General features: G+C 61.8%; 19 protein-coding genes. 8 read left to right on the top strand and 11 right to left on the bottom strand.

Features of this window, described 5'->3' with window-relative positions; translation table 11 throughout:
• Positions 1-9: 9 nt before the first annotated feature.
• On the top strand, positions 10-447 hold the full coding sequence (locus JHW44_RS13475; protein WP_089342416.1) for a thioredoxin family protein: 438 nt from the start codon (positions 10-12) through the stop codon (positions 445-447).
• Here JHW44_RS13475 and JHW44_RS13480 read toward each other — a convergent pair.
• Positions 444-1,496 carry a glycosyltransferase family 61 protein gene (locus JHW44_RS13480; RefSeq protein ID WP_089342415.1) on the bottom strand — a complete coding sequence of 351 codons (1,053 nt, stop codon included), beginning with the start codon at positions 1,494-1,496 and terminating at the stop codon, positions 444-446. The genes JHW44_RS13475 and JHW44_RS13480 overlap by 4 nt on opposite strands.
• Positions 1,497-1,668: 172 nt before the next feature.
• Here JHW44_RS13480 and JHW44_RS13485 point away from each other — a divergent pair, with 172 nt between their 5' ends.
• On the top strand, positions 1,669-1,986 hold the full coding sequence (locus tag JHW44_RS13485) for an antibiotic biosynthesis monooxygenase (protein ID WP_089342414.1): 318 nt from the start codon (positions 1,669-1,671) through the stop codon (positions 1,984-1,986).
• Between the two features lie 39 nt (positions 1,987-2,025).
• Here the strand turns inward: JHW44_RS13485 and argC are convergent, their stop codons facing one another.
• The 10 genes from argC to JHW44_RS13535 all read right to left on the bottom strand — a co-directional run bounded on the left by argC (position 2,026) and on the right by JHW44_RS13535 (position 13,597).
• Positions 2,026-2,943: an N-acetyl-gamma-glutamyl-phosphate reductase gene (argC, locus tag JHW44_RS13490; RefSeq protein WP_089342413.1), complete on the bottom strand. Its 918-nt coding sequence runs from the start codon at positions 2,941-2,943 to the stop codon at positions 2,026-2,028.
• Between the two features lie 69 nt (positions 2,944-3,012).
• Positions 3,013-3,342 (bottom strand): DUF779 domain-containing protein, encoded by a 330-nt coding sequence (locus JHW44_RS13495; RefSeq protein WP_089342831.1) that lies wholly within the window; start codon positions 3,340-3,342, stop codon positions 3,013-3,015.
• 79 nt (positions 3,343-3,421) lie between these two features.
• A complete protein-coding gene (gene adh / locus JHW44_RS13500; RefSeq protein ID WP_089342412.1) occupies positions 3,422-4,948 on the bottom strand; it encodes an aldehyde dehydrogenase in 1,527 nt (508 codons plus the stop codon).
• 137 nt (positions 4,949-5,085) lie between these two features.
• On the bottom strand, positions 5,086-6,039 hold the full coding sequence (locus JHW44_RS13505) for a GAF domain-containing protein (RefSeq protein WP_245846710.1): 954 nt from the start codon (positions 6,037-6,039) through the stop codon (positions 5,086-5,088).
• A gap of 140 nt (positions 6,040-6,179) precedes the next feature.
• Positions 6,180-7,316 carry an ABC transporter ATP-binding protein gene (locus JHW44_RS13510; RefSeq protein WP_089342411.1) on the bottom strand — a complete coding sequence of 379 codons (1,137 nt, stop codon included), beginning with the start codon at positions 7,314-7,316 and terminating at the stop codon, positions 6,180-6,182.
• A gap of 24 nt (positions 7,317-7,340) precedes the next feature.
• The gene (locus tag JHW44_RS13515; RefSeq protein WP_089342410.1) at positions 7,341-8,885 is read right to left on the bottom strand and encodes an alpha-glucosidase; all 1,545 of its coding nucleotides are present in this window, start codon (positions 8,883-8,885) and stop codon (positions 7,341-7,343) included.
• Entirely contained in the window at positions 8,878-10,011 is a 1,134-nt protein-coding gene (locus JHW44_RS13520) for a carbohydrate ABC transporter permease (protein ID WP_089342409.1), read from the bottom strand. The genes JHW44_RS13515 and JHW44_RS13520 overlap by 8 nt, the downstream gene beginning before the upstream one ends.
• Positions 10,011-11,006, bottom strand: a complete 996-nt coding sequence (locus JHW44_RS13525; protein ID WP_089342408.1) for a carbohydrate ABC transporter permease — start codon at positions 11,004-11,006, stop codon at positions 10,011-10,013. Before JHW44_RS13525 ends, JHW44_RS13520 begins: the two co-directional genes overlap by 1 nt.
• Positions 11,007-11,091: 85 nt before the next feature.
• A complete protein-coding gene (locus JHW44_RS13530; RefSeq protein ID WP_245846709.1) occupies positions 11,092-12,429 on the bottom strand; it encodes an ABC transporter substrate-binding protein in 1,338 nt (445 codons plus the stop codon).
• Positions 12,430-12,535: 106 nt separating this feature from the next.
• Positions 12,536-13,597, bottom strand: a complete 1,062-nt coding sequence (locus JHW44_RS13535; protein WP_089342828.1) for a quinoprotein relay system zinc metallohydrolase 2 — start codon at positions 13,595-13,597, stop codon at positions 12,536-12,538.
• Positions 13,598-13,734: 137 nt separating this feature from the next.
• Between JHW44_RS13535 and pqqA the strand changes: the two genes are divergently transcribed.
• From pqqA to JHW44_RS13565, 6 genes are all read left to right on the top strand, one after another.
• Positions 13,735-13,827 carry a pyrroloquinoline quinone precursor peptide PqqA gene (pqqA, locus tag JHW44_RS13540; protein WP_043131127.1) on the top strand — a complete coding sequence of 31 codons (93 nt, stop codon included), beginning with the start codon at positions 13,735-13,737 and terminating at the stop codon, positions 13,825-13,827.
• Positions 13,828-13,902: 75 nt separating this feature from the next.
• Positions 13,903-14,784 carry a pyrroloquinoline quinone biosynthesis protein PqqB gene (gene pqqB, locus JHW44_RS13545; protein ID WP_089342407.1) on the top strand — a complete coding sequence of 294 codons (882 nt, stop codon included), beginning with the start codon at positions 13,903-13,905 and terminating at the stop codon, positions 14,782-14,784.
• Entirely contained in the window at positions 14,781-15,533 is a 753-nt protein-coding gene (gene pqqC, locus JHW44_RS13550; protein WP_419182504.1) for a pyrroloquinoline-quinone synthase PqqC, read from the top strand. Before pqqB ends, pqqC begins: the two co-directional genes overlap by 4 nt.
• Positions 15,530-15,835, top strand: coding sequence for a pyrroloquinoline quinone biosynthesis peptide chaperone PqqD (gene pqqD / locus JHW44_RS13555; protein WP_089342406.1), 306 nt, complete (start codon positions 15,530-15,532; stop codon positions 15,833-15,835). Before pqqC ends, pqqD begins: the two co-directional genes overlap by 4 nt.
• Positions 15,832-16,965: a pyrroloquinoline quinone biosynthesis protein PqqE gene (pqqE, locus tag JHW44_RS13560; protein WP_089342405.1), complete on the top strand. Its 1,134-nt coding sequence runs from the start codon at positions 15,832-15,834 to the stop codon at positions 16,963-16,965. The genes pqqD and pqqE overlap by 4 nt, the downstream gene beginning before the upstream one ends.
• 3 nt (positions 16,966-16,968) lie before the next feature.
• Positions 16,969-17,742, top strand: a complete 774-nt coding sequence (locus JHW44_RS13565) for a quinoprotein dehydrogenase-associated SoxYZ-like carrier (protein WP_089342404.1) — start codon at positions 16,969-16,971, stop codon at positions 17,740-17,742.
• The last annotated feature ends 31 nt before the right edge of the window (positions 17,743-17,773 follow it).

The following is a 17,773-nucleotide window of genomic DNA, read 5'->3' on the forward strand; positions in this document are numbered from 1 at the left end:
AGAGGCAAGATGTCCTTCAGAAAACTGATCTGCCTTTCATGCGGTCAGGCGAACCGCGTCGATGAAGACCGGCTGACCGCCGACCCCAAATGCGGGGTCTGCGGGGCCGGGCTGCTGACGGCGAAACCACAATCGATAGACGTTGCGATCCTGGCCAAGGCGGCAGGCTTTGACCAGGTGCCGCTGCTGGTGGATTTCTGGGCGCCATGGTGTGGTCCCTGCCGTGTCATGGCCCCCGAATTCCAGAAGGCCGCGGCGGCGCTGAAGGGCCGCGTCAGGCTGGCCAAGCTGGACACGCAGGCGAATCCTTCGGCCACCGGACGATGGAATATCCGTGGCATCCCCACCTTGGTGCTGTTTCAGAACCAGCGCGAGATCGGCCGGCTGGCGGGCGCGCGCAAATCAGCCGAGGTGATCCGCTTTGCGCAGCAGGCACGGAAGAGCTAGTCGAACAGGTCCAGCGTCGCGAACAATTCGTCGCGATCAAGGTAAAATTCGCTGTCGCTGCCCTCGGCGACAATCAGGCCGAAACGTTGCCCCAGCCGGTCGCTTTGCTGCTTGAGCGTGGCGGCAACGCGCTCGGGCGGCTGGATCGGCAGGACCGCCGCGCCTTCGGGTGCAACCGTGATGCCATGGACCAGATGGCTGCCCTCGACCCCGACAATGGCGCGGGCAGCACCACAAGCCTCGATCAGTTCATCGACCGTGGCCTCCAGCGGGTCCATGATCAGAAAGCCACGCTCGCGCGCCAGGCTCTCGGCCAGTTCACGTTCATTGACCAACAGGCGCTGATCCCCGGCATGGCCGCGCAGCAAGAACACGCCCGGCACCGCCCGCGGGCTGCGCCCGGCCAACAGCTTCTCTCGCAAGGCCACCGCACGCGCCGCCTTTCCACCGTTGTTGGCCAGATCATCGAACAAGGTCAGATCAGAGAAATGAGCGTCGCCTTCCAGCACCCGTGGCGACATCCCGGCAAGTTCCTCGTAGCGGGCCTGATGGCTGCCGGAGCGCGCGGTGGGCATGGTGGTAACCGGCTGCCCGAAGGTCGCTGCCAGATCATAGGTGACACAGGCGTCCATCAGCCAACTTCCGAACCAACGATTCGTGGTCCAGCTTTCATAAAGCGTCGCGCTGAGTTCCAACCGTGGACGGCGCGCCAGTGACAGGGGGCGGCGCTTCTGGCGCAGATGATGTTCACCGCCCTTGTGATAGAGCACACCATCGATCAGATCGACGCCCTGAAAACGCCAGGCGCGCGTCGGGCCTTCATGGGTCAGCCCTTCGCGGGTCAGCGCCTCGATCGTGTCCGGCAAGGGCGCAAAAACCGAAGCCCGGATCCGCTCGACCTGTCCCGGCAATGCCAGGGACGGGCGATATTGCAGGGTCTGGGCGGGGTGAACCTCCCAGCTTTCCTCGGCACCTTCGAAGAAATCGGGCTGCGGCAGCCGGACAAGACGGCGAAACCGGGCGTTGAAGGGTCTGAACAGGTCTTTCATGAGGCTCCGCAAGGCTGTTGAAACGGGGGGCTGGTGTTGCCCAAGCTTTCAGCCATTCCGACCGAGGCGCAATTGCAATTCATGCAAAATGCAGTCGATTTCGGTTGCGATACCGGCAGCGTGACGAAACAGTTGCCCGGTGTTCGTGTTTTTCCCAGAGACAGGGGGCCACATGTTGGTTCAGATCGTCAGTATTCAGGTCGTGCCAGGCCACCGAGAGGCCTTTGTCGAAGCCTTTCGGATCAACTGGGAGGGCACGCGGAACGAGCCGGGAAACCTGCGCTTTGACCTGCTGGTCGATCCCGAAGATGAAAACAGCTTCACCGTCTACGAGGTCTTTACAGGACCAGATGCGCTGAAACTGCACGGCCAGACGGAACACTATCGGCGCTGTATCGAATTGATCACCCCGATCACGACCGGTCAGCGCAGCAAGCGCTATTTCCAGCCGGTGCTGATCGAGGACACCGCTCCGGCAGGCCGACCCTGACGGCAAGGCCGGTGCCGAAGACACCGGCCCGACATGGGGTCAAAGCCCTTGGGCCTCATCCAGATCCAGCATGATGTTCAGGTTCTGAACCGCTGCGCCCGAGGCCCCCTTGCCCAGGTTGTCCAGGACTGCAAAGACCGTGCCGCAGCCATTGTCATCGCTGCCACAGACGCCGATCTGCATCTGGTTGGTGCCATTCAGCGCCGTGGGCACGATCCGCGAACCGACCTGGTCCATGGCGATCATCTGCACGAATTGCTGTCCCGCGTAGTGATCTGCCAATGCGTCGAACAGGGCCTTCAGACTGCGCTCATCATCCAGATGCAGGGGAATCTGCACCACCATTCCCTGCGCAAAGCTGCCGACCGAGGGGGAAAACACCGGCTGGGTCGTCAGACCGGCATAGGTCATGATCTCGGGAATATGCTTGTGCGCCTGATTCAGCCCATAGAAGAAATGCGCGGGGGCAGAGCCATCCTCGTATTCGGCGATCAGCGCCTTGCCTCCGCCCGTATAGCCGCTGACGGCGTTGATCGAGATCAGTTCGTCATCATCGACCAGACCGGCTTCGATCAGCGGTGCCAGCAATGCAATGGCCCCGGTCGCATAGCAGCCCGGATTGCTGACCAGTTGCGCTTCGGAGATATGATCGCGCATGTCTGCCGACAATTCGGGGAAACCATAGACCCAATCGTCATCGACCCGATGCGCCGTCGAGGCATCGATCAGCCGGACATCCAGATCCTGCGTCAGCTCGGCTGCTTCAATGGCGGCGGCATCGGGAAGGCAGAGGATGGCGACATCGGCCTGCGAAAACGCCTCGCGCCGGGCATCGGAATCCTTGCGCCGTTCGGGGGCGATCTGAATCAGCTTGATATCTTCGCGCGGCGCAAGGCGCTCACGGATCTGCAGACCTGTGGTACCGGCTTCGCCGTCGATGAAGATATTATACGCCATGATCGGGCCTCCAATGGAACGCCCTGCTTATAGGTCAATCATGGTGCCAAAACAATCTGGCCCGAAGGCTCAGATCGAACAGATTTCCGAGCGGGTCAGGAATCGCTTTTCGCGCCCGTTGTCCAGGCTGAACATCCCGCCGCGACCATCGACAACATCAATGATCAGGTCGGTATGTTTCCAGGTCTCGTACTGGCTGGCGGAAATATAGAAGGGCATGCCGCCGATCTCGCCAATCTTGACATCGCGATCGCTGACCTTGAAGTCGTCCTGCGGATAGCACATCGGGCTGGAGCCATCGCAACAGCCGCCCGACTGGTGAAACAGCACCGGACCATGATCCGCGACAATTTCCGCAATCAGCTTCAGCGCGCCCTCGGTGGCGGTGACAGTGCTCATGGTATCGACCTTTCTTGCCGTTGCTGCGAAATCGCGCATGGCGCGGCCCGCAGGGGGCCGCGCCGCTGGCATGTGCCGATCAGAAGAAGCCCAGTTTCTTGGGGCTATAGCTGACCAGCATGTTCTTGGTCTGCTGGTAGTGGTCCAGCATCATCCGGTGGTTTTCGCGCCCGATGCCCGACTGCTTGTAGCCACCAAAGGCCGCATGGGCCGGATAGGCGTGATAGCAGTTGGTCCAGACCCGACCGGCCTTGATGGCGCGGCCAAAGCGATAGCAGGTGTTGGCCTCGCGCGACCAGACACCGGCACCCAGACCATAAAGCGTGTCATTGGCCAGAGAGAGCGCCTCGTCCTGATCCTTGAAGGTGGTCACGGACACGACCGGGCCAAAGATTTCCTCCTGGAAGACCCGCATCTTGTTGTGGCCCTTGAGGATGGTCGGCTCGATGTAATAGCCGCCGGACAGATCGCCGCCCAGATCAGGCGCCTTGCCGCCCGTCAGCACCTCGGCACCTTCCTTGCGGCCGATGTCGAAATAGCTGAGGATCTTTTCCTTCTGTTCGCTGCTGGCCTGCGCGCCGATCATCGTGGCACTGTCGCGCGGATCGCCCTGCACGATATCCTTCACCCGCTGCAAGGCGCGTTCCATGAAACGATCATAGATCGATTCCGCGATCAATGCGCGCGAGGGGCAGGTGCAGACCTCGCCCTGATTCAGCGCGAACATCACGAAGCCTTCGATGGCCTTGTCGAAATAGTCGTCATCCTCGCGCGCGACATCCTCAAAGAAGATGTTGGGCGATTTGCCACCCAGTTCCAGCGTGACCGGAATCAGGTTTTCCGATGCATATTGCATGATCAGGCGGCCGGTGGTGGTTTCACCGGTAAAGGCGATCTTGGAAATGCGCGGGTTGCTGGCCAGCGGCTTGCCAGCCTCAAGCCCGAAGCCATTGACGACATTCAACACGCCCGCGGGCAGCAGATCCCCGATCAGATCCATCAGCACCATGATGCTTGCAGGGGTCTGTTCAGCGGGTTTCAGAACCACGCAGTTGCCGGCGGCCAGAGCGGGTGCCAGCTTCCAGGTCGCCATCAGCAACGGGAAGTTCCAGGGAATGATCTGCCCCACGACACCCAGAGGTTCATGGAAGTGATAGGCGACCGTGTCGTGATCGATCTCGGAGATGCCACCTTCCTGCGCGCGCAGAACACCGGCAAAATAGCGGAAATGATCAATGGCCAGAGGCAGGTCGGCGGCCATGGTTTCGCGGATCGGCTTGCCATTGTCCCAGGTTTCCGCCGTCGCAAGCAGTTCGATGTTCTGCTCGATCCGGTCGGCAATCCGCATCAGCACATTCGAACGTTCCGCCGCCGAGGCCTGCCCCCATTGATCCTTGGCCGCATGGGCGGCATCCAGCGCAGCTTCGATATCTTCAGCATTCGAGCGCGCGATTTCGCCGATGGCACCGCCGGTGATCGGCGTCGTGTTGACGAAATACTTGCCCGATTTCGGCGGCATCCATTGCCCGCCGATGAAGTTGTCATACCTGCTGGCAAAGGGCATGACGCCCACGCCCTTGAATTCATGTGTCTGATCGTTCGGCATTGGTTTTCCTCCTCTGACATCGCCCGAAATCTCCCGGTTTCGGGTGCTGTGTCACAGCTTGTCGCAACAAGGTTGCAAATCAATGGGTCGTTCCCCGCCCCACCTGTCTTGCTGTCTCAGGGATGAGACAGTTCAATCTATTTTTCGCCCAGACCCAGCCGCTTCATGCGCCGGTACATGGTCGCGCGACCAATCCCCAGCGCCCGTGCCGCGGCCGAGACATTGCCTTCGGCGCGTGCCAGCGCGCGGGCGACAGCAGCGCGTTCGGCCCGGTCAAAGCCGCTCAGTTCGTCGTCACGCCCCAGCAGGTCGGCGGCGGGACGCGGGCGCAGATCGCCCTCGCGCTCCAGTCCGAATGCGCGCCGCGCCGCCCGCGTGGCACCGACAGCCAGATCATCCTTGTCCACCGCCAGCAGCATGGCGGCTTCGGTCATGTCCCCGCCCGAGGCGACGACAATGCGGGCCCTGGGAAAGCTGGCGCGGAAGAAGGTTGCCTCGATGCTGCGCGCCGCCTGTGCGACCTGCGCCGCGATCAGGCGGTTATAGCGCTCGGTCTGATCGGCCCGCGCGCTGCTGACATCCAGCGCCGCCAGCAGCCGCCCGTCCGGCCCCCAGATCGGCGCATCCATGCAGGACATGCCGGTATTGCGGGTGTGGAAATGCTGGTCACGGTGAATGATGACCTGTCGTCCCTCGGCCAGACAGGTGCCGATGCCATTGGTGCCCTGCATCCTTTCGGACCAGTCGGCACCCTGCCATAGCCCCCAATCCTGGAATTGTGCGGCATCGCTGTCGCTGACACGCTGGTCCAGCACGATACCATCGGCATCGGTCAGCATCACGTTGCATCCCGACATGCCCACCAGCCCGTAAAGCTGGTCAAGCTGCGGCCCCGCAACATGCAGGAAACGTTCGCGGGCGCTGCGCCTCTGCTGCAGTTCCGATTGCGACAAACGCTCGGGTCGGCGCCGGTCAGCCGGATCGAGCCCATGCTTCAACATCGACCGGCGCCAAGACGCCGCCAATGCCGATGTTGCTGATTTCGATTGCGACTGTTCGGCCACCATATCGGCGTGGCTGCGGTTCGTCATGTTCGCTCTCCCCTTGGGGGGAGTATATCAAAATCGCGGCGCGATACGTTACAACTTTAGTTGTAACCCCGGCATATTGGCGGACCGGCCCTTCAGGCCTGCCGATGCCCGAAGTCATTTCGGTCCTCCCACCGCGGATGTCACCCCGGCAGCGAGGCCGCGCGCGGCACATAGGGGCCAAGCTCGACCCCGTCACGGTAAAGCATGGAGCGGCCTTCGTGAAACAGGTGCAGCGCCTCGGGATCGGCGGTCAACCGCACGTTGCGCCCATTCATACCGGCATGGATGCCGGGCAGCTTGGCAATGACCGGCGTCACATCTCCTCGGGTGCCGAAATACAATAGTGTCACTTCGCCAAGGGCTTCGGTCATATCGACCTCGCCCTTGAAGATGGCGGGGCCATCGGTGATGCGCATATCCTCGGGGCGCACCCCGAGATTGACCTTCAGCCCCATCTCCTCCGGCCGGGTCGAAATGGCGACCTGTGCCTCACCACCGCCATCCAGCGTGACGCCCGTCATCTCTCCGGTCGAGGAAATGCGCCCCGGCAACAGGTTCATCGCAGGGCTTCCGATGAATTGCGCGACGAATTCGTTCACGGGGCGCTCATACAGTTCCAGCGGCGCACCGACCTGGGCAATGCCGCCCCCGGCCAGGACCACGATGCGGTCCGCAAGGGTCATCGCCTCGGTCTGATCATGGGTCACATAGATCATCGTGCGATCGGGCATCGATTCCTTCAGCTGCGCAATCTCGATCCGCGTCGCGACGCGCAGGGCAGCGTCCAGGTTCGAAAGCGGCTCATCGAACAGATAGACCTTGGGATCGCGCACGATGGCCCGTCCGATGGCCACCCGCTGACGCTGCCCGCCAGACAGGGCCTTGGGCAGACGATCCAGATAGGGCGTCAGCTGCAGCATCCTGCCCGCGCGGTCGGTCGCCTCGCGGATCTGCTGCCTTGATTGTCCGGCGATCCTCAGGGCAAAGGCCATATTGTCGCGCACCGTCATATGCGGATAAAGCGCATAGGACTGAAACACCATCGCGATGCCGCGCTGGCTGGGCGGGATGTCGTTCATCTTCTGGCCGTCGATTTCAAGCGTGCCGCCGCTGATCCGTTCAAGCCCCGCGATCATCCGCAGCAGCGTGGATTTCCCGCAGCCCGAGGGGCCGACGAAAACCACGAATTCGCCCGAGCTGATCTCGAGGTCGATATTGCTCAGAACCTCGACCTCGCCATAGGACTTGGCGACTCCCTTCAGTTTCAATTCGGCCATTGCCGCCCCCTCCCAGTGGCTTGATCACCCTTCGATGACCTGAACCTGCCACGGTGCCAGATCGGCCACCGTCTCATCGGACAGATTCGCCCGTATCAGCAATGTCTGCTTGCTGTCGGCACGGACGAAGGACAGGATCGGCCCGTCGGCGCGCAGATCCCTCATCTCGCCCTGCCGCAGGGCGCTGTGCTTGTTGCGCAGACCGATGGCCCATCGATAGTGATGCAGCATCGATTGAGCATCGGCCTCTTGTCCGACCACGGTGCGCTGCAGATGCGCATGCGGCACCGGCAACCATGGCTGACTGGTCGAAAAGCCGCCATTGACGCCCATGTCCCAGACCATCGGCGTCCGGCATCCGTCGCGCCCCTTGTATTCGGGCCAGAACTCGATTCCGTATGGATCGCGCAGATCCTCGAACTCCAGTTCGGCCTCGGGCAGGCCCAGTTCCTCGCCCTGATAAAGGCAAACGGAACCGCGCAGGCACATCAGCACCGTGCAATAGGCCTTGGCCGCATCATCGGACAGGTTCCAGCGACTGACATGGCGGGTGACGTCATGGTTCGACATCGCCCAGCAAGGCCAGCCATTGGGCGCAATGGTGTGCAACTTGTCAAAGACATGCACAATGCGTTCCGCGGTCAGCGTGTCGCCGGACAGAAAGTCGAAGACATAGGACATCTGCACCCGTCCCGGCACGCCGGTATATTGTTCCAGCAGTTCCAGCCCGCGTTCACTGTCACCGATCTCGCCCACTACCACGGCACCATGCGGTGCCAGCCTGGCGGCAAAACGCTCCAGAAAAGCCAGGTTCTCGGGCTGCGATTTGTCGTATTTGTGGCTTTGGTGATTATAGGGGTTCACCGCCGGCGCAGTATCGGATTTGCGCAACTCGGGTGCCAGAGGCGGATTGTCGCGCAGCTGGGCATCATGGAAATAGAAGTTGATCGTATCCAGCCGAAAGCCGTCCACACCCTTTTCCAGCCAGAAATCCGCCATCTCCAGCAGGGCATCCTGAACCTCGGGATTGTGAAAGTTCAGATCCGGCTGCGCGGTCAGGAAATTATGCAGGTAATACTGCTCGCGCCGCGCATCCCAATGCCAGGCACCGCCGCCGAAGATGGACAGCCAGTTCGTCGGCGCGGTTCCATCGGGCTTGGGATCGGCCCAGACATACCAGTCGGCCTTGGGGTTGTCGCGGCTGGACCGGCTTTCGGCAAACCACGGATGCTGGTCCGAACTGTGGGACATGACCAGATCGATCATCACCTTCAGGCCCAGATCATGGGCACGCTCGACCAGCCAGTCGAAATCTTCCATGGTGCCGAACAGCGGATCGATGCCGCGATAATCGCTGACATCATAGCCGTAGTCCTTCATCGGAGAGGTGAAGAAAGGCGAAATCCAGACTGCGTCCACCCCCAGAGAAGCGACATAGGGCAAACGCTGCGTGATCCCGGCAAGATCGCCGATTCCATCTCCGGTCGTGTCCTGAAAACTGCGCGGATAGATCTGATAGATGATCCCGCCCTTCCACCAGTCCTGTTTGTTTTCCTTCAAATCAACCACCTTTCACCGACCCGGCCAAAAGACCTCGTACCAGATATTTTTGCATTGCGAAGAAGACGATCAATGGCACCGAGATCGAAATGAATGCCGAAGTCGCCAGAATTTCCCATTCGCCGCCCTTTGACCCCATCAGTTCCCGCAGAACACCGGTCATGACCAGTTGCTCACGCGTGTTGCCAAGGAAAACCGTCGCCACCAGCAGATCGTTCCAGACCCAGAGGAACTGAAAGATCGCGAAAGAAGCCAGCGCCGGAAAGGACAGCGGCAGAATGATCCGCCGGAAAATCTGGAATTCGGTCGCGCCATCGACACGTGCGCTTTCGATGACCTCGCGCGGCAGGCCAACCATGTAGTTTCGCAGCAAATAGATCGCCAGAGGCAGGCCAAAGCCGGTATGGGCCAGCCAGATTCCCAGATAGCCCTTGCCGATGCCAATATCGTTGTGCAGCCGCAGCAAGGGGATCAGCGCCACCTGCAGCGGAACGACCAGCAACCCCACCACTGCCGCCGTCAGCAACGCGCGCCCCGGGAATTCCATCCATGCCAGCGCATAGGCGGCAAAGGCCGCGATGAGGATCGGGATCACCGTCGCGGGCACCGTCACCGTCATGGTGTTCATGAAGGCCCGTCCCAGCCCTTCGGCGGTCAGAACACGCTCATAATTGCCGGTGGTGAATTTCGGCGGCGCCATGGTGGTCGTGAAGATACGTTCGCCCCGACGCATCTCGAAAGGTTGCCGCGAGGCCAGGCGATAGCTGCCATCCGCCCTTACCGTCAGCTGCCAGCCCTCCTCGATCTCGACAGTATCGCCGGGTTGGTATCTGGCCGGTTCACGCGCCCCGGTGCCCCAGGCGACCAGCTTCTGTTCGCCCTTGAGCACATTGCCCTCGATGACATGCAAGCCGTCCATCTGGATCGCGTCATCCCCGGTACCGGTGCGGACAAAGCCGGTCTGTTCGGACCCGGAAAACGACTGCCACCAGCCACTGGAGGCAATCTGGTCGCGGTCACGGAAGGACGACACGAACAGCCCCAGCGTCGGGATCGTCCACAGCAGAACCAGCAGGAAGGCGCTGATATTGACCGCCCAGACCAGTGAGGATTTCTGCCCGGCCATCCCTTCCATCAGCGCATCTCCCTGCGGGTGTTGCGGATGTTCCAGATCATGATCGGCGTCACCAGAACCATCAGAACCATCGCGATCGCCGAGCCGCGCCCGTAATCGGGCGTGCCACGGAACATCCAGTCATACATCAGATTGGCCAGAACCTGGGTTCCCCACTGCCCATTGGTCATGACGAAAACGATGTCGAAGACCTTCAGCACCACGATGGTGATCGTCGTCCAGACCACCGCGATCGTGCCCATGATCTGGGGCACCTTGATGCGGAAGAACACCTGCCAGGGAGAGGCCCCGTCCAGAATCGCCGCCTCTATGGTTTCCTCGGGGATGCCACGCAGTGCCGCCGACAGGATGACCATGGCGAAACCCGTCTGGATCCAGACCAGCACGATCATCAGAAAGAAATTGTTCCAGGGCATCAGGGTCAGCCAGATTTGCGGCTCGCCCCCGAAGCGGGTGACGATCCAGTTCAGCAGGCCGATCTGCGCCTGATCTGCAGCGCGGTATTCATAGATGAATTTCCAGATGACGCCGGCCCCGACGAAACTGATCGCCATGGGCATGAAGATCAGTGATTTGCCGATATTGCCCCAGCGGATCCGGTCCGTCAGCTGCGCCGCGATCAGCCCGAACAGTGTGGACAGCGCCGGCACCACCAGCAGCCACAGCATGTTGTTCAGCATCGATTCCCGGAACTTGTCGTCGCCCAGCAGCCAGACGTAATTCGCACCCCCGACAAAGCGGCTGCCATCGGAACTGTGCAGCGACCGCCAAAAGCTGTCGATCACCGGATAGACCAGATACAGCCCCAGAAACAGAAGCGCCGGTCCCAGAAACAGCCAGGGACGGATCTGATTGGCCCTGCGGATATTGTCTCCGGCGTTTTCACCGCGCGGCGGATAGATGGCGTCCAGAACCATGTTCGAGCCCCAGAACCAGGCGACGCAGCCAAACAGACCAATCGCAATCGTGCTTATGGCAAGCCACATCAGTTCCATCGCATTCTCCCTGTCTGGCCGTGACGGCAGGCCAGAGGGATTGCCGCCACGGAAGCTTGGGTCAGACCGAAAGCGGAATCTGCCCTCAGTTCAGCGTCGCCCAGGTCTGCTGGATGCTGTCGGCGACCTCTTGCGCGGATTTTCCGCCGACGAAATCGACCATTCCGGTCCAGAATGCCCCGGCACCAATGGCACCCGGCATCAGGTCCGAACCGTCAAAGCGGAAGGTCGTGGCGCCCAGCAGGATATCCCCCATCTTCTTCAGGGTTTCGTCGCCATAGGCTTCGGGATTGACGCCCTGATAAGGTGTCAGAAAGCCCTTTTGCGCCATCCAGATTTCATGCGCGGCCGGCGTTTTCAGGAAATCGACAAAGGCCATCGCGGCCGGATTGTCGGACAGAACCGCAAACAGCGTCCCCCCGCCAAGCACGGGCTGCCCCATGCTGCCATCGGCGGGTGCGGGGAAATAGAAGAAATCCGCATCCAGTCCGATCTCGGTTCCCTCGGGAAAGAACGAGGGGATAAAGCTGGCCTGACGGTGCATGTAGCAGGCCGGGGGACTGTCGAACAAACCCTTGGGGCTTTCGCGGAAATCGGTCGAGGCAACTGCATCCGCGCCATTGGCGACGAAATCGTCATTCTTCGAGAACCAGCCGAATTCCTCGATCGCCTTGACCACCTTCGGATCATTGAAGGCCAGGTCATTGGTGGTCCAGGCATCGTAATCCTCGGGGCTGTTCAGACGCAGCATCAGATCCTCGACCCAGTCGGTCGCGGGCCAGCCGGTCGCACCGCCCGAACCCAACCCGATACACCAGGGCGTCTCGCCGTCGGCCACAATCTGTTCGGTCAGCGCCTTGAGGTCTTCATACGACCGGGGAACCTCGTATCCGGCATCCTCGAAATTCTCGGGCACATACCAGACCAGCGACTTGACATCGGCCTTGAAGGGAAAGGCATAGACATGTTCGCTGCCGTCCTCGCCCATATAGGTCGACAGGGCGGCCCAGCTTTCTCCGGCGGCGTAATTGTCGCGCAGCCATTGCCCGGTTTCATCACCCAAGGGCCGCAGATGCCCCTTTCTGGCCAGGTCCGCCGCCAGTCCCGGCTGCGGGAAGATCGCGATATCGGGGGGCGATCCGGCCTCGCTGTCGATCACGATCTGCTGTTCGAAGCTGTCGGACCCCGAGTAATTCACCCTGGCGCCGGTTGCCGCCTCGAAATAGGGCAACAGCGAGGTGAACAGCTCCTGATCAGGACCAAGCCAAGGCCCGAGAAGGTCGAGTTCCTGTCCCTGCAGATCGCCATGCGCGGCCTTGAAGTCATCCAGGCTCTGCCAGTTGATCCGGTCATCGCTGCCCGGTTCGATCACCATCTCGGCCAGGGCATGCCCTGTCGTCAGGAACATCAGGGCAGTCGTCATGAGCATCACTTGTTTCAACGTCTTCCTCCCTTCCTCAAAGGCGGTGTCGACAATCAAGTCCGCCGATGCCTCAAACGTTGGACAGGGGCGATACATATGTCAAAGGTTATTGCTCCCATTCCAGTTCCTTGAAGGATGCTGTCGCATCACGCGCCACTGTTGCCTCATAGGACTGCCAGCCATTGCGCCAGGCAGACATCCCCTCAACGATCCGGGGCACGGCCCGGGACATGGGCAGCCCGTCGCGAATGGTTTCGCGCGTGGCGTCGCGCAGCGCCGTCAGAAAGTCCTGCTGTGGCTTCACCGCCTCTGGCCAGTTCTGCGCGACCCGCCCATGTCCGGGCACGATCAGCGAGGGCACGGGTGAAGGCGGCATCTCTGCCCAGTCGATCCAGCCCAGAAGCGATCCGTCCACGACCGGCGTCAGTTCCCGGAACAACAGATCTCCGGTGAACAGCGTGCCGCTGGCGTCATCGAAAACTGTCAGATCATTGTCCGTGTGTGCAGTTCGGGCGGTGCGCAGCAACAGGCTGCGCCCGCCCAGATCTATGGTCATGCTGTCCGTCACCACCATATCGGGCAGGACGATTTCGGTGCCCAGCATCTGTTCGGCTCCGAACAGCCGCAATGCGTTGTCAAGATAGCTCTGCGCCCGCACGGCCAGCGCCCGCGGCAGCGCATGATGGGCCACGACCTGCGCCCCCGCCTCGGCAAAGACGGCGGCGCCCAGAACATGGTCGGGATGCATATGGGTCAGGATCACATGGCTGATCGGCTTGTCCGATATCTGCCGGATGGCGGTCAGAAACTCTTGCCCCTGCCGTCGCGACACGCCGGAATCGATCACGGCGATCCGGTCCTCGCCGATCACCACGCCCAGATTGGCGATCCGCCCGTCCGCCGTATCTTCCATCTGTGCGGGACGGCCCTGATAGACATGAACCCCCGGAGCGATTTCGCGCAGGTCCAGCGCCGGAAGCTGATTGCCGGCGACACAGCGAAATCCGTTCCCCGTCAGATCCGGGTGATCCTGCAGCCAGTCCTGCGTGATTCGCGCCGCGCCATGGCGACAGTCTTCCCTTGTCGCCGCGCTGCCCGCGGGCAGCAGAACCGGCATGCACAGCGGGGAAGAAGCGGCAAAACAGGCAGTCAAAACAAGATGAAACATGAGCATGTTTTCCTGCATTTGCATGGAAAGACGGCGTTTGGCGCCCTGCTACCTTAGTAGTGTTGACCTATCCTGCCCCTCATCTAACATGAAATCCAGTCGCTGTGTTGCGACATGGCTTTCGGAGGAGAACGAATATGGCCTGGACCAAACCGATCCTGAAGGAAATCGCCTGCGGCATGGAAATCAACATGTATGCCCCGGCAGAGGACGAGCCCGTACTGTTCTAAGGGTTCCTTGGAAAACAGACGTGATACACGGCCCTGTCCGATCCCCTCGGGCGGGGCCGTCTGCCTTGGTGAAACATGAAAATCGTCATTCTGGGTGCGGCTGCCGGTGGCGGCCTGCCACAATGGAACTGTGGTTGCGCCAATTGTGACGCAGCAAGACAGGGGCGCATCCCGTCCCTGACGCAAAGCTCTGTCGCGGTCAGCGCGGATGGAACGGATTGGGCGATCCTGAACGCCTCTCCGGACATCCGCATGCAACTGGCCGCGACGCCGGCTCTGCACCCCACGGGCCCGCGTCGGATGCCCTTGCGAGCCGTGCTGGTCACGAATGGCGATATCGATCATGTCGCCGGATTGCTGACCCTGCGCGAAAGCCAACCCTTTGCGTTGTTCGCCACCGCAGCCATCCATGACGCGCTGGCCGCCAACCCGATGATGGGGGCGCTGCAGCCCGATATCGTGCCGCGCCGCACCCTCGCGCTGGATCAGACGATCGATCTGCTTCCGGGTCTGACGGCAACCCTGTTTGCCGTGCCGGGCAAGGTACCGCTGTATCAGGAAGGCGAGGTCGTCGAGACCGGGTTGATGGGCGAGACGACCGTGGGCGTGGAACTGCGCAGTGCCGAACGGCGCGCCCTTTATATCCCCGGCTGTGCCGAAATGCCGGGCTGGCTGAAGGCGCGCATTTCCGGCGCCGATGCGCTGCTGTTTGACGGTACGCTGTGGCAGGACGATGAGATGATCCGCATGGGGCTGGGCAAGAAGACCGGCCGCCGCATGGGCCATATGGCCGCACAGGACAGTATCGCCAGCCTGGCCGATGTGCCGGTGGGACAACGCCTGTTCGTTCATATGAACAATTCCAATCCGCTGACCGACCCGTCCAGCGCAGAATCCGATGAGGCCGAACGGCAGGGCTGGCGGATCGGCCGCGACGGGATGGAGATCGCCCTATGAAAGACATGCCCGACGCCCCGCAAAGCCGCGAGGAATTCGAAGCCCGTCTGAGGGCCATTGGCGCACAGCGCTATCACGACCGCCATCCGTTCCATGCCCGCCTGCACGGAGGAGACTGCACCCCTGACGAGGTGCGCGCCTGGGTCATCAATCGCTGGATGTATCAATCGCGCATCCCGATGAAGGATGCCGCCTTCATGAGCCGGGTCGAAGATCCCGACCTGCGCCGCGCCTGGCGCAAGCGGATCGAGGATCATGACGGCGGCAGGACCGAAGGCGGCGGGCTGCGCCGCTGGCTGGCCTTGGCCCGTGCTGTGGGGCTGGATCCCGACTATGTGGCCAGCGGAGTCGGCATCATGCCGGCCACCCGGTTCGCCGTGGAGGCCTATGTGCGCTTCGTGCGCGACATGCCGTTGCTGGATGCGGTGGCGGCCAGCCTGACCGAATTGTTCGCGCCCAAGATCCATGCCCAGCGCATCGAAGGCCTGCTGGCCCATTACGATTTTGCGGATGACAGCAGTCTGGCCTATTTCCGCAAACGCCTGACCGAGGCCCCCGAAGACGTGAAATTCGGGCTGGATTACGTGCTGACCCATGCCGATACCCGCGAAAAGCAGGATGCGGCGGCAGCGGCGCTGATCTTCAAGACCGATGTTCTCTGGGCGCAGCTTGACGCCCTTTGGCATGGCTATGTCGAGGGCCACATCCCCCCCGGCGCATGGCGTCCCGGTGAAGGCATGGCGACATGAACAGCCCTTCCTCCCCGCTGATCGGCATGGATGACATCCCCTATCTGCCACGCGGGGTGCGGCTTCAGGACGACAGGGTGCGGGGCATTCGCGTGTTGCAGGCCCCCGAACGCGCCATACAGCTGGACCAGATCGGCGATGCCATCCTGTCCGAACTGGACGGAAGCCGCAGCCTGTCCGTGATCGCGGCTCATCTGGCCGCCCGCTATCAGGCCCCCCGGGATCAGATTGCGGCCGACATGCGCGAATTCCTGACCGGGCTGATCGAACGGCGCATGGTTTTCGTGAAGGACGCGCCATGAAGGACCAACCTGCCCCCCACGACATCGATGGCAACCCGGTCAGCTCTGGCCCGCCCATGGCCATGCTGGCCGAGATCACCCATCGCTGCCCGCTGGCCTGTCCCTATTGCTCGAACCCGGTCGAACTGACCCGCGCGCAGGCCGAACTTCCCGCCGAGGACTGGGTGCGGGTCTTCCGTGAGGCGGCGGACCTGGGCGTCTTGCAGGTGCATATATCGGGCGGGGAACCCGGCGCGCGCCGTGATCTGGCGCAGATCGTCGCTGGCGCGAAGGATGCCAGGCTCTATGTGAACCTGATCACCTCGGGCATTGGTATCTCCCGTACGCGACTGATCGAACTGGATCGCGCCGGGGTCGATCATGTCCAGCTGTCCCTGCAAGGCATCCGCCCCGACATGGCCGATCGCATCAGCGGTCATCCGGGATCATGGGACAAGAAGATGGCCTTCGCCGACTGGGTGACGGAAATCGGTTTTCCCCTGACCATCAACGCGGTGGTGCATCGCCAGAACATGGATCGCCTGCCCGACATGATCGACTTGGCCGAAGAACTGGGCGCGCGCCGGATCGAGGTCGCGACCGTGCAGTTCCACGGCTGGGCCGATCTGAACCGCGCCGCACTGATGCCAACGCGCGAACAGGCCGCCATTGCGCGACAGGTGGTCAACGCAGCGCGGATTCGGCTGCGCGGACGCATGGTGATCGACTATGTGCCCGCCGACCATCACGCCATTTACCCCAAGGCCTGCATGGGTGGCTGGGGCAGCACCGGGCTGAATGTCGCTCCTGACGGATCTGTCCTGCCCTGCCACGCCGCACCGTCGATCCCCTGGATGCGTTTTGACAATGTCCGCAATCGCAGCCTGTCGGACATCTGGCACCTGTCTGATGCCTTCAACGCCTTTCGCGGCACCGAATGGATGGCCGAGCCATGCCGATCATGTGAGCGGAAAAACGTGGATTTTGGCGGCTGTCGATGTCAGGCTATGGCATTGGCGGGAGAGGCGCGGGCGACCGATCCGGTGTGCTCGAAATCGCCGCTGCATGCGCAGGTCGTCGCGCGGGCCGAGGAGGACGCGGCCACCGACAGGGATGATTTCATCTATCGGCGCATGAAAAAGGGAGGATGAGAGATGAAGGCATGGCTTTTGACCGGGCTGCTTCTGGCGTCGCCCGCATTGGCGCAGGAAAACCCGTTGCTGCCATCCGAAACCTGGGAAGATCTGCGCCAAACCGTCGTAGGCCTTGACGAGGAGCCGCCTCTGAACAGCGCGATCCTGGACCTGGAGGCACCGATGCGCGCCAATGACGCCGCCATCGTGCCCATCCGGCTGACCCAGCCGACAGATGCACCACCGATTGACGGCCTGACGCTGGTCATTGATGAAAACCCCGCGCCGGTCGCCGCAGAATATGAATTCGGCCCGGCGCTGATGCCGCTGGATTTCGAAGTCCGAGTTCGCGTCGATGCCTATTCCGATGTTCGTGCCATTGGCGATCTTGCCGATGGCGGCAAGGTCATGTCAGGGCGTTTCGTCAAGGCATCGGGCGGATGTTCGGCTCCGGCGGGCAAGGATATGGCCGCGGTCGAACAATCCATGGGGCAGATGCGCTGGAAAAGCACCATGCAGGACGGGCGCAGCATCGGCACCCTGATGATCCGTCATCCGATGTTTTCGGGCCTGCAGCGTGATCAGGTCACATTGCTGAATATTCCGGCGAATTTCATCGACCGGCTGCAGGTTCGCCAGGGAGATGAGCTGCTGTTCTCGATGCAGGCGGGCATCTCGGTCAGCGAGGATCCGGTGTTCCGCTTTGCCTATGATCCCAACGGCCAGCCGATCACGGTGCATGCCGAGGATCTGGATGGCCATGTCTGGGATCAGACCTTTGGTGCAAAAGGCTGAACCGCGACAAGGGCCGCCCGGAACCGGGCGG

Origin of the sequence: Paracoccus seriniphilus (genome assembly GCF_028553745.1) — a bacterium.
In the GTDB taxonomy this organism is placed as follows: Bacteria; Pseudomonadota; Alphaproteobacteria; order Rhodobacterales; family Rhodobacteraceae; genus Paracoccus; species Paracoccus seriniphilus.

Bases quoted from the DNA above. Each gene is read 5' to 3' on its own strand.
- adh (WP_089342412.1), bottom strand. From the start codon at position 4,948: ATGCCGAACGATCAGACACATGAATTCAAGGGCGTGGGCGTCATGCCC.
- JHW44_RS13520 (WP_089342409.1), bottom strand. From the start codon at position 10,011: ATGGAAGGGATGGCCGGGCAGAAATCCTCACTGGTCTGGGCGGTCAAT.
- JHW44_RS13565 (WP_089342404.1), top strand. From the start codon at position 16,969: ATGAAGGCATGGCTTTTGACCGGGCTGCTTCTGGCGTCGCCCGCATTG.
- JHW44_RS13525 (WP_089342408.1), bottom strand. From the start codon at position 11,006: ATGGAACTGATGTGGCTTGCCATAAGCACGATTGCGATTGGTCTGTTT.
- JHW44_RS13535 (WP_089342828.1), bottom strand. From the start codon at position 13,597: ATGTTTCATCTTGTTTTGACTGCCTGTTTTGCCGCTTCTTCCCCGCTG.
- JHW44_RS13480 (WP_089342415.1), bottom strand. From the start codon at position 1,496: ATGAAAGACCTGTTCAGACCCTTCAACGCCCGGTTTCGCCGTCTTGTC.
- JHW44_RS13510 (WP_089342411.1), bottom strand. From the start codon at position 7,316: ATGGCCGAATTGAAACTGAAGGGAGTCGCCAAGTCCTATGGCGAGGTC.
- JHW44_RS13485 (WP_089342414.1), top strand. From the start codon at position 1,669: ATGTTGGTTCAGATCGTCAGTATTCAGGTCGTGCCAGGCCACCGAGAG.
- JHW44_RS13495 (WP_089342831.1), bottom strand. From the start codon at position 3,342: ATGAGCACTGTCACCGCCACCGAGGGCGCGCTGAAGCTGATTGCGGAA.
- pqqD (WP_089342406.1), top strand. From the start codon at position 15,530: ATGAACAGCCCTTCCTCCCCGCTGATCGGCATGGATGACATCCCCTAT.
- JHW44_RS13530 (WP_245846709.1), bottom strand. From the start codon at position 12,429: ATGACGACTGCCCTGATGTTCCTGACGACAGGGCATGCCCTGGCCGAG.
- JHW44_RS13505 (WP_245846710.1), bottom strand. From the start codon at position 6,039: ATGACGAACCGCAGCCACGCCGATATGGTGGCCGAACAGTCGCAATCG.
- argC (WP_089342413.1), bottom strand. From the start codon at position 2,943: ATGGCGTATAATATCTTCATCGACGGCGAAGCCGGTACCACAGGTCTG.
- pqqC (WP_419182504.1), top strand. From the start codon at position 14,781: ATGAAAGACATGCCCGACGCCCCGCAAAGCCGCGAGGAATTCGAAGCC.
- JHW44_RS13475 (WP_089342416.1), top strand. From the start codon at position 10: ATGTCCTTCAGAAAACTGATCTGCCTTTCATGCGGTCAGGCGAACCGC.
- pqqB (WP_089342407.1), top strand. From the start codon at position 13,903: ATGAAAATCGTCATTCTGGGTGCGGCTGCCGGTGGCGGCCTGCCACAA.
- pqqA (WP_043131127.1), top strand. From the start codon at position 13,735: ATGGCCTGGACCAAACCGATCCTGAAGGAAATCGCCTGCGGCATGGAA.
- pqqE (WP_089342405.1), top strand. From the start codon at position 15,832: ATGAAGGACCAACCTGCCCCCCACGACATCGATGGCAACCCGGTCAGC.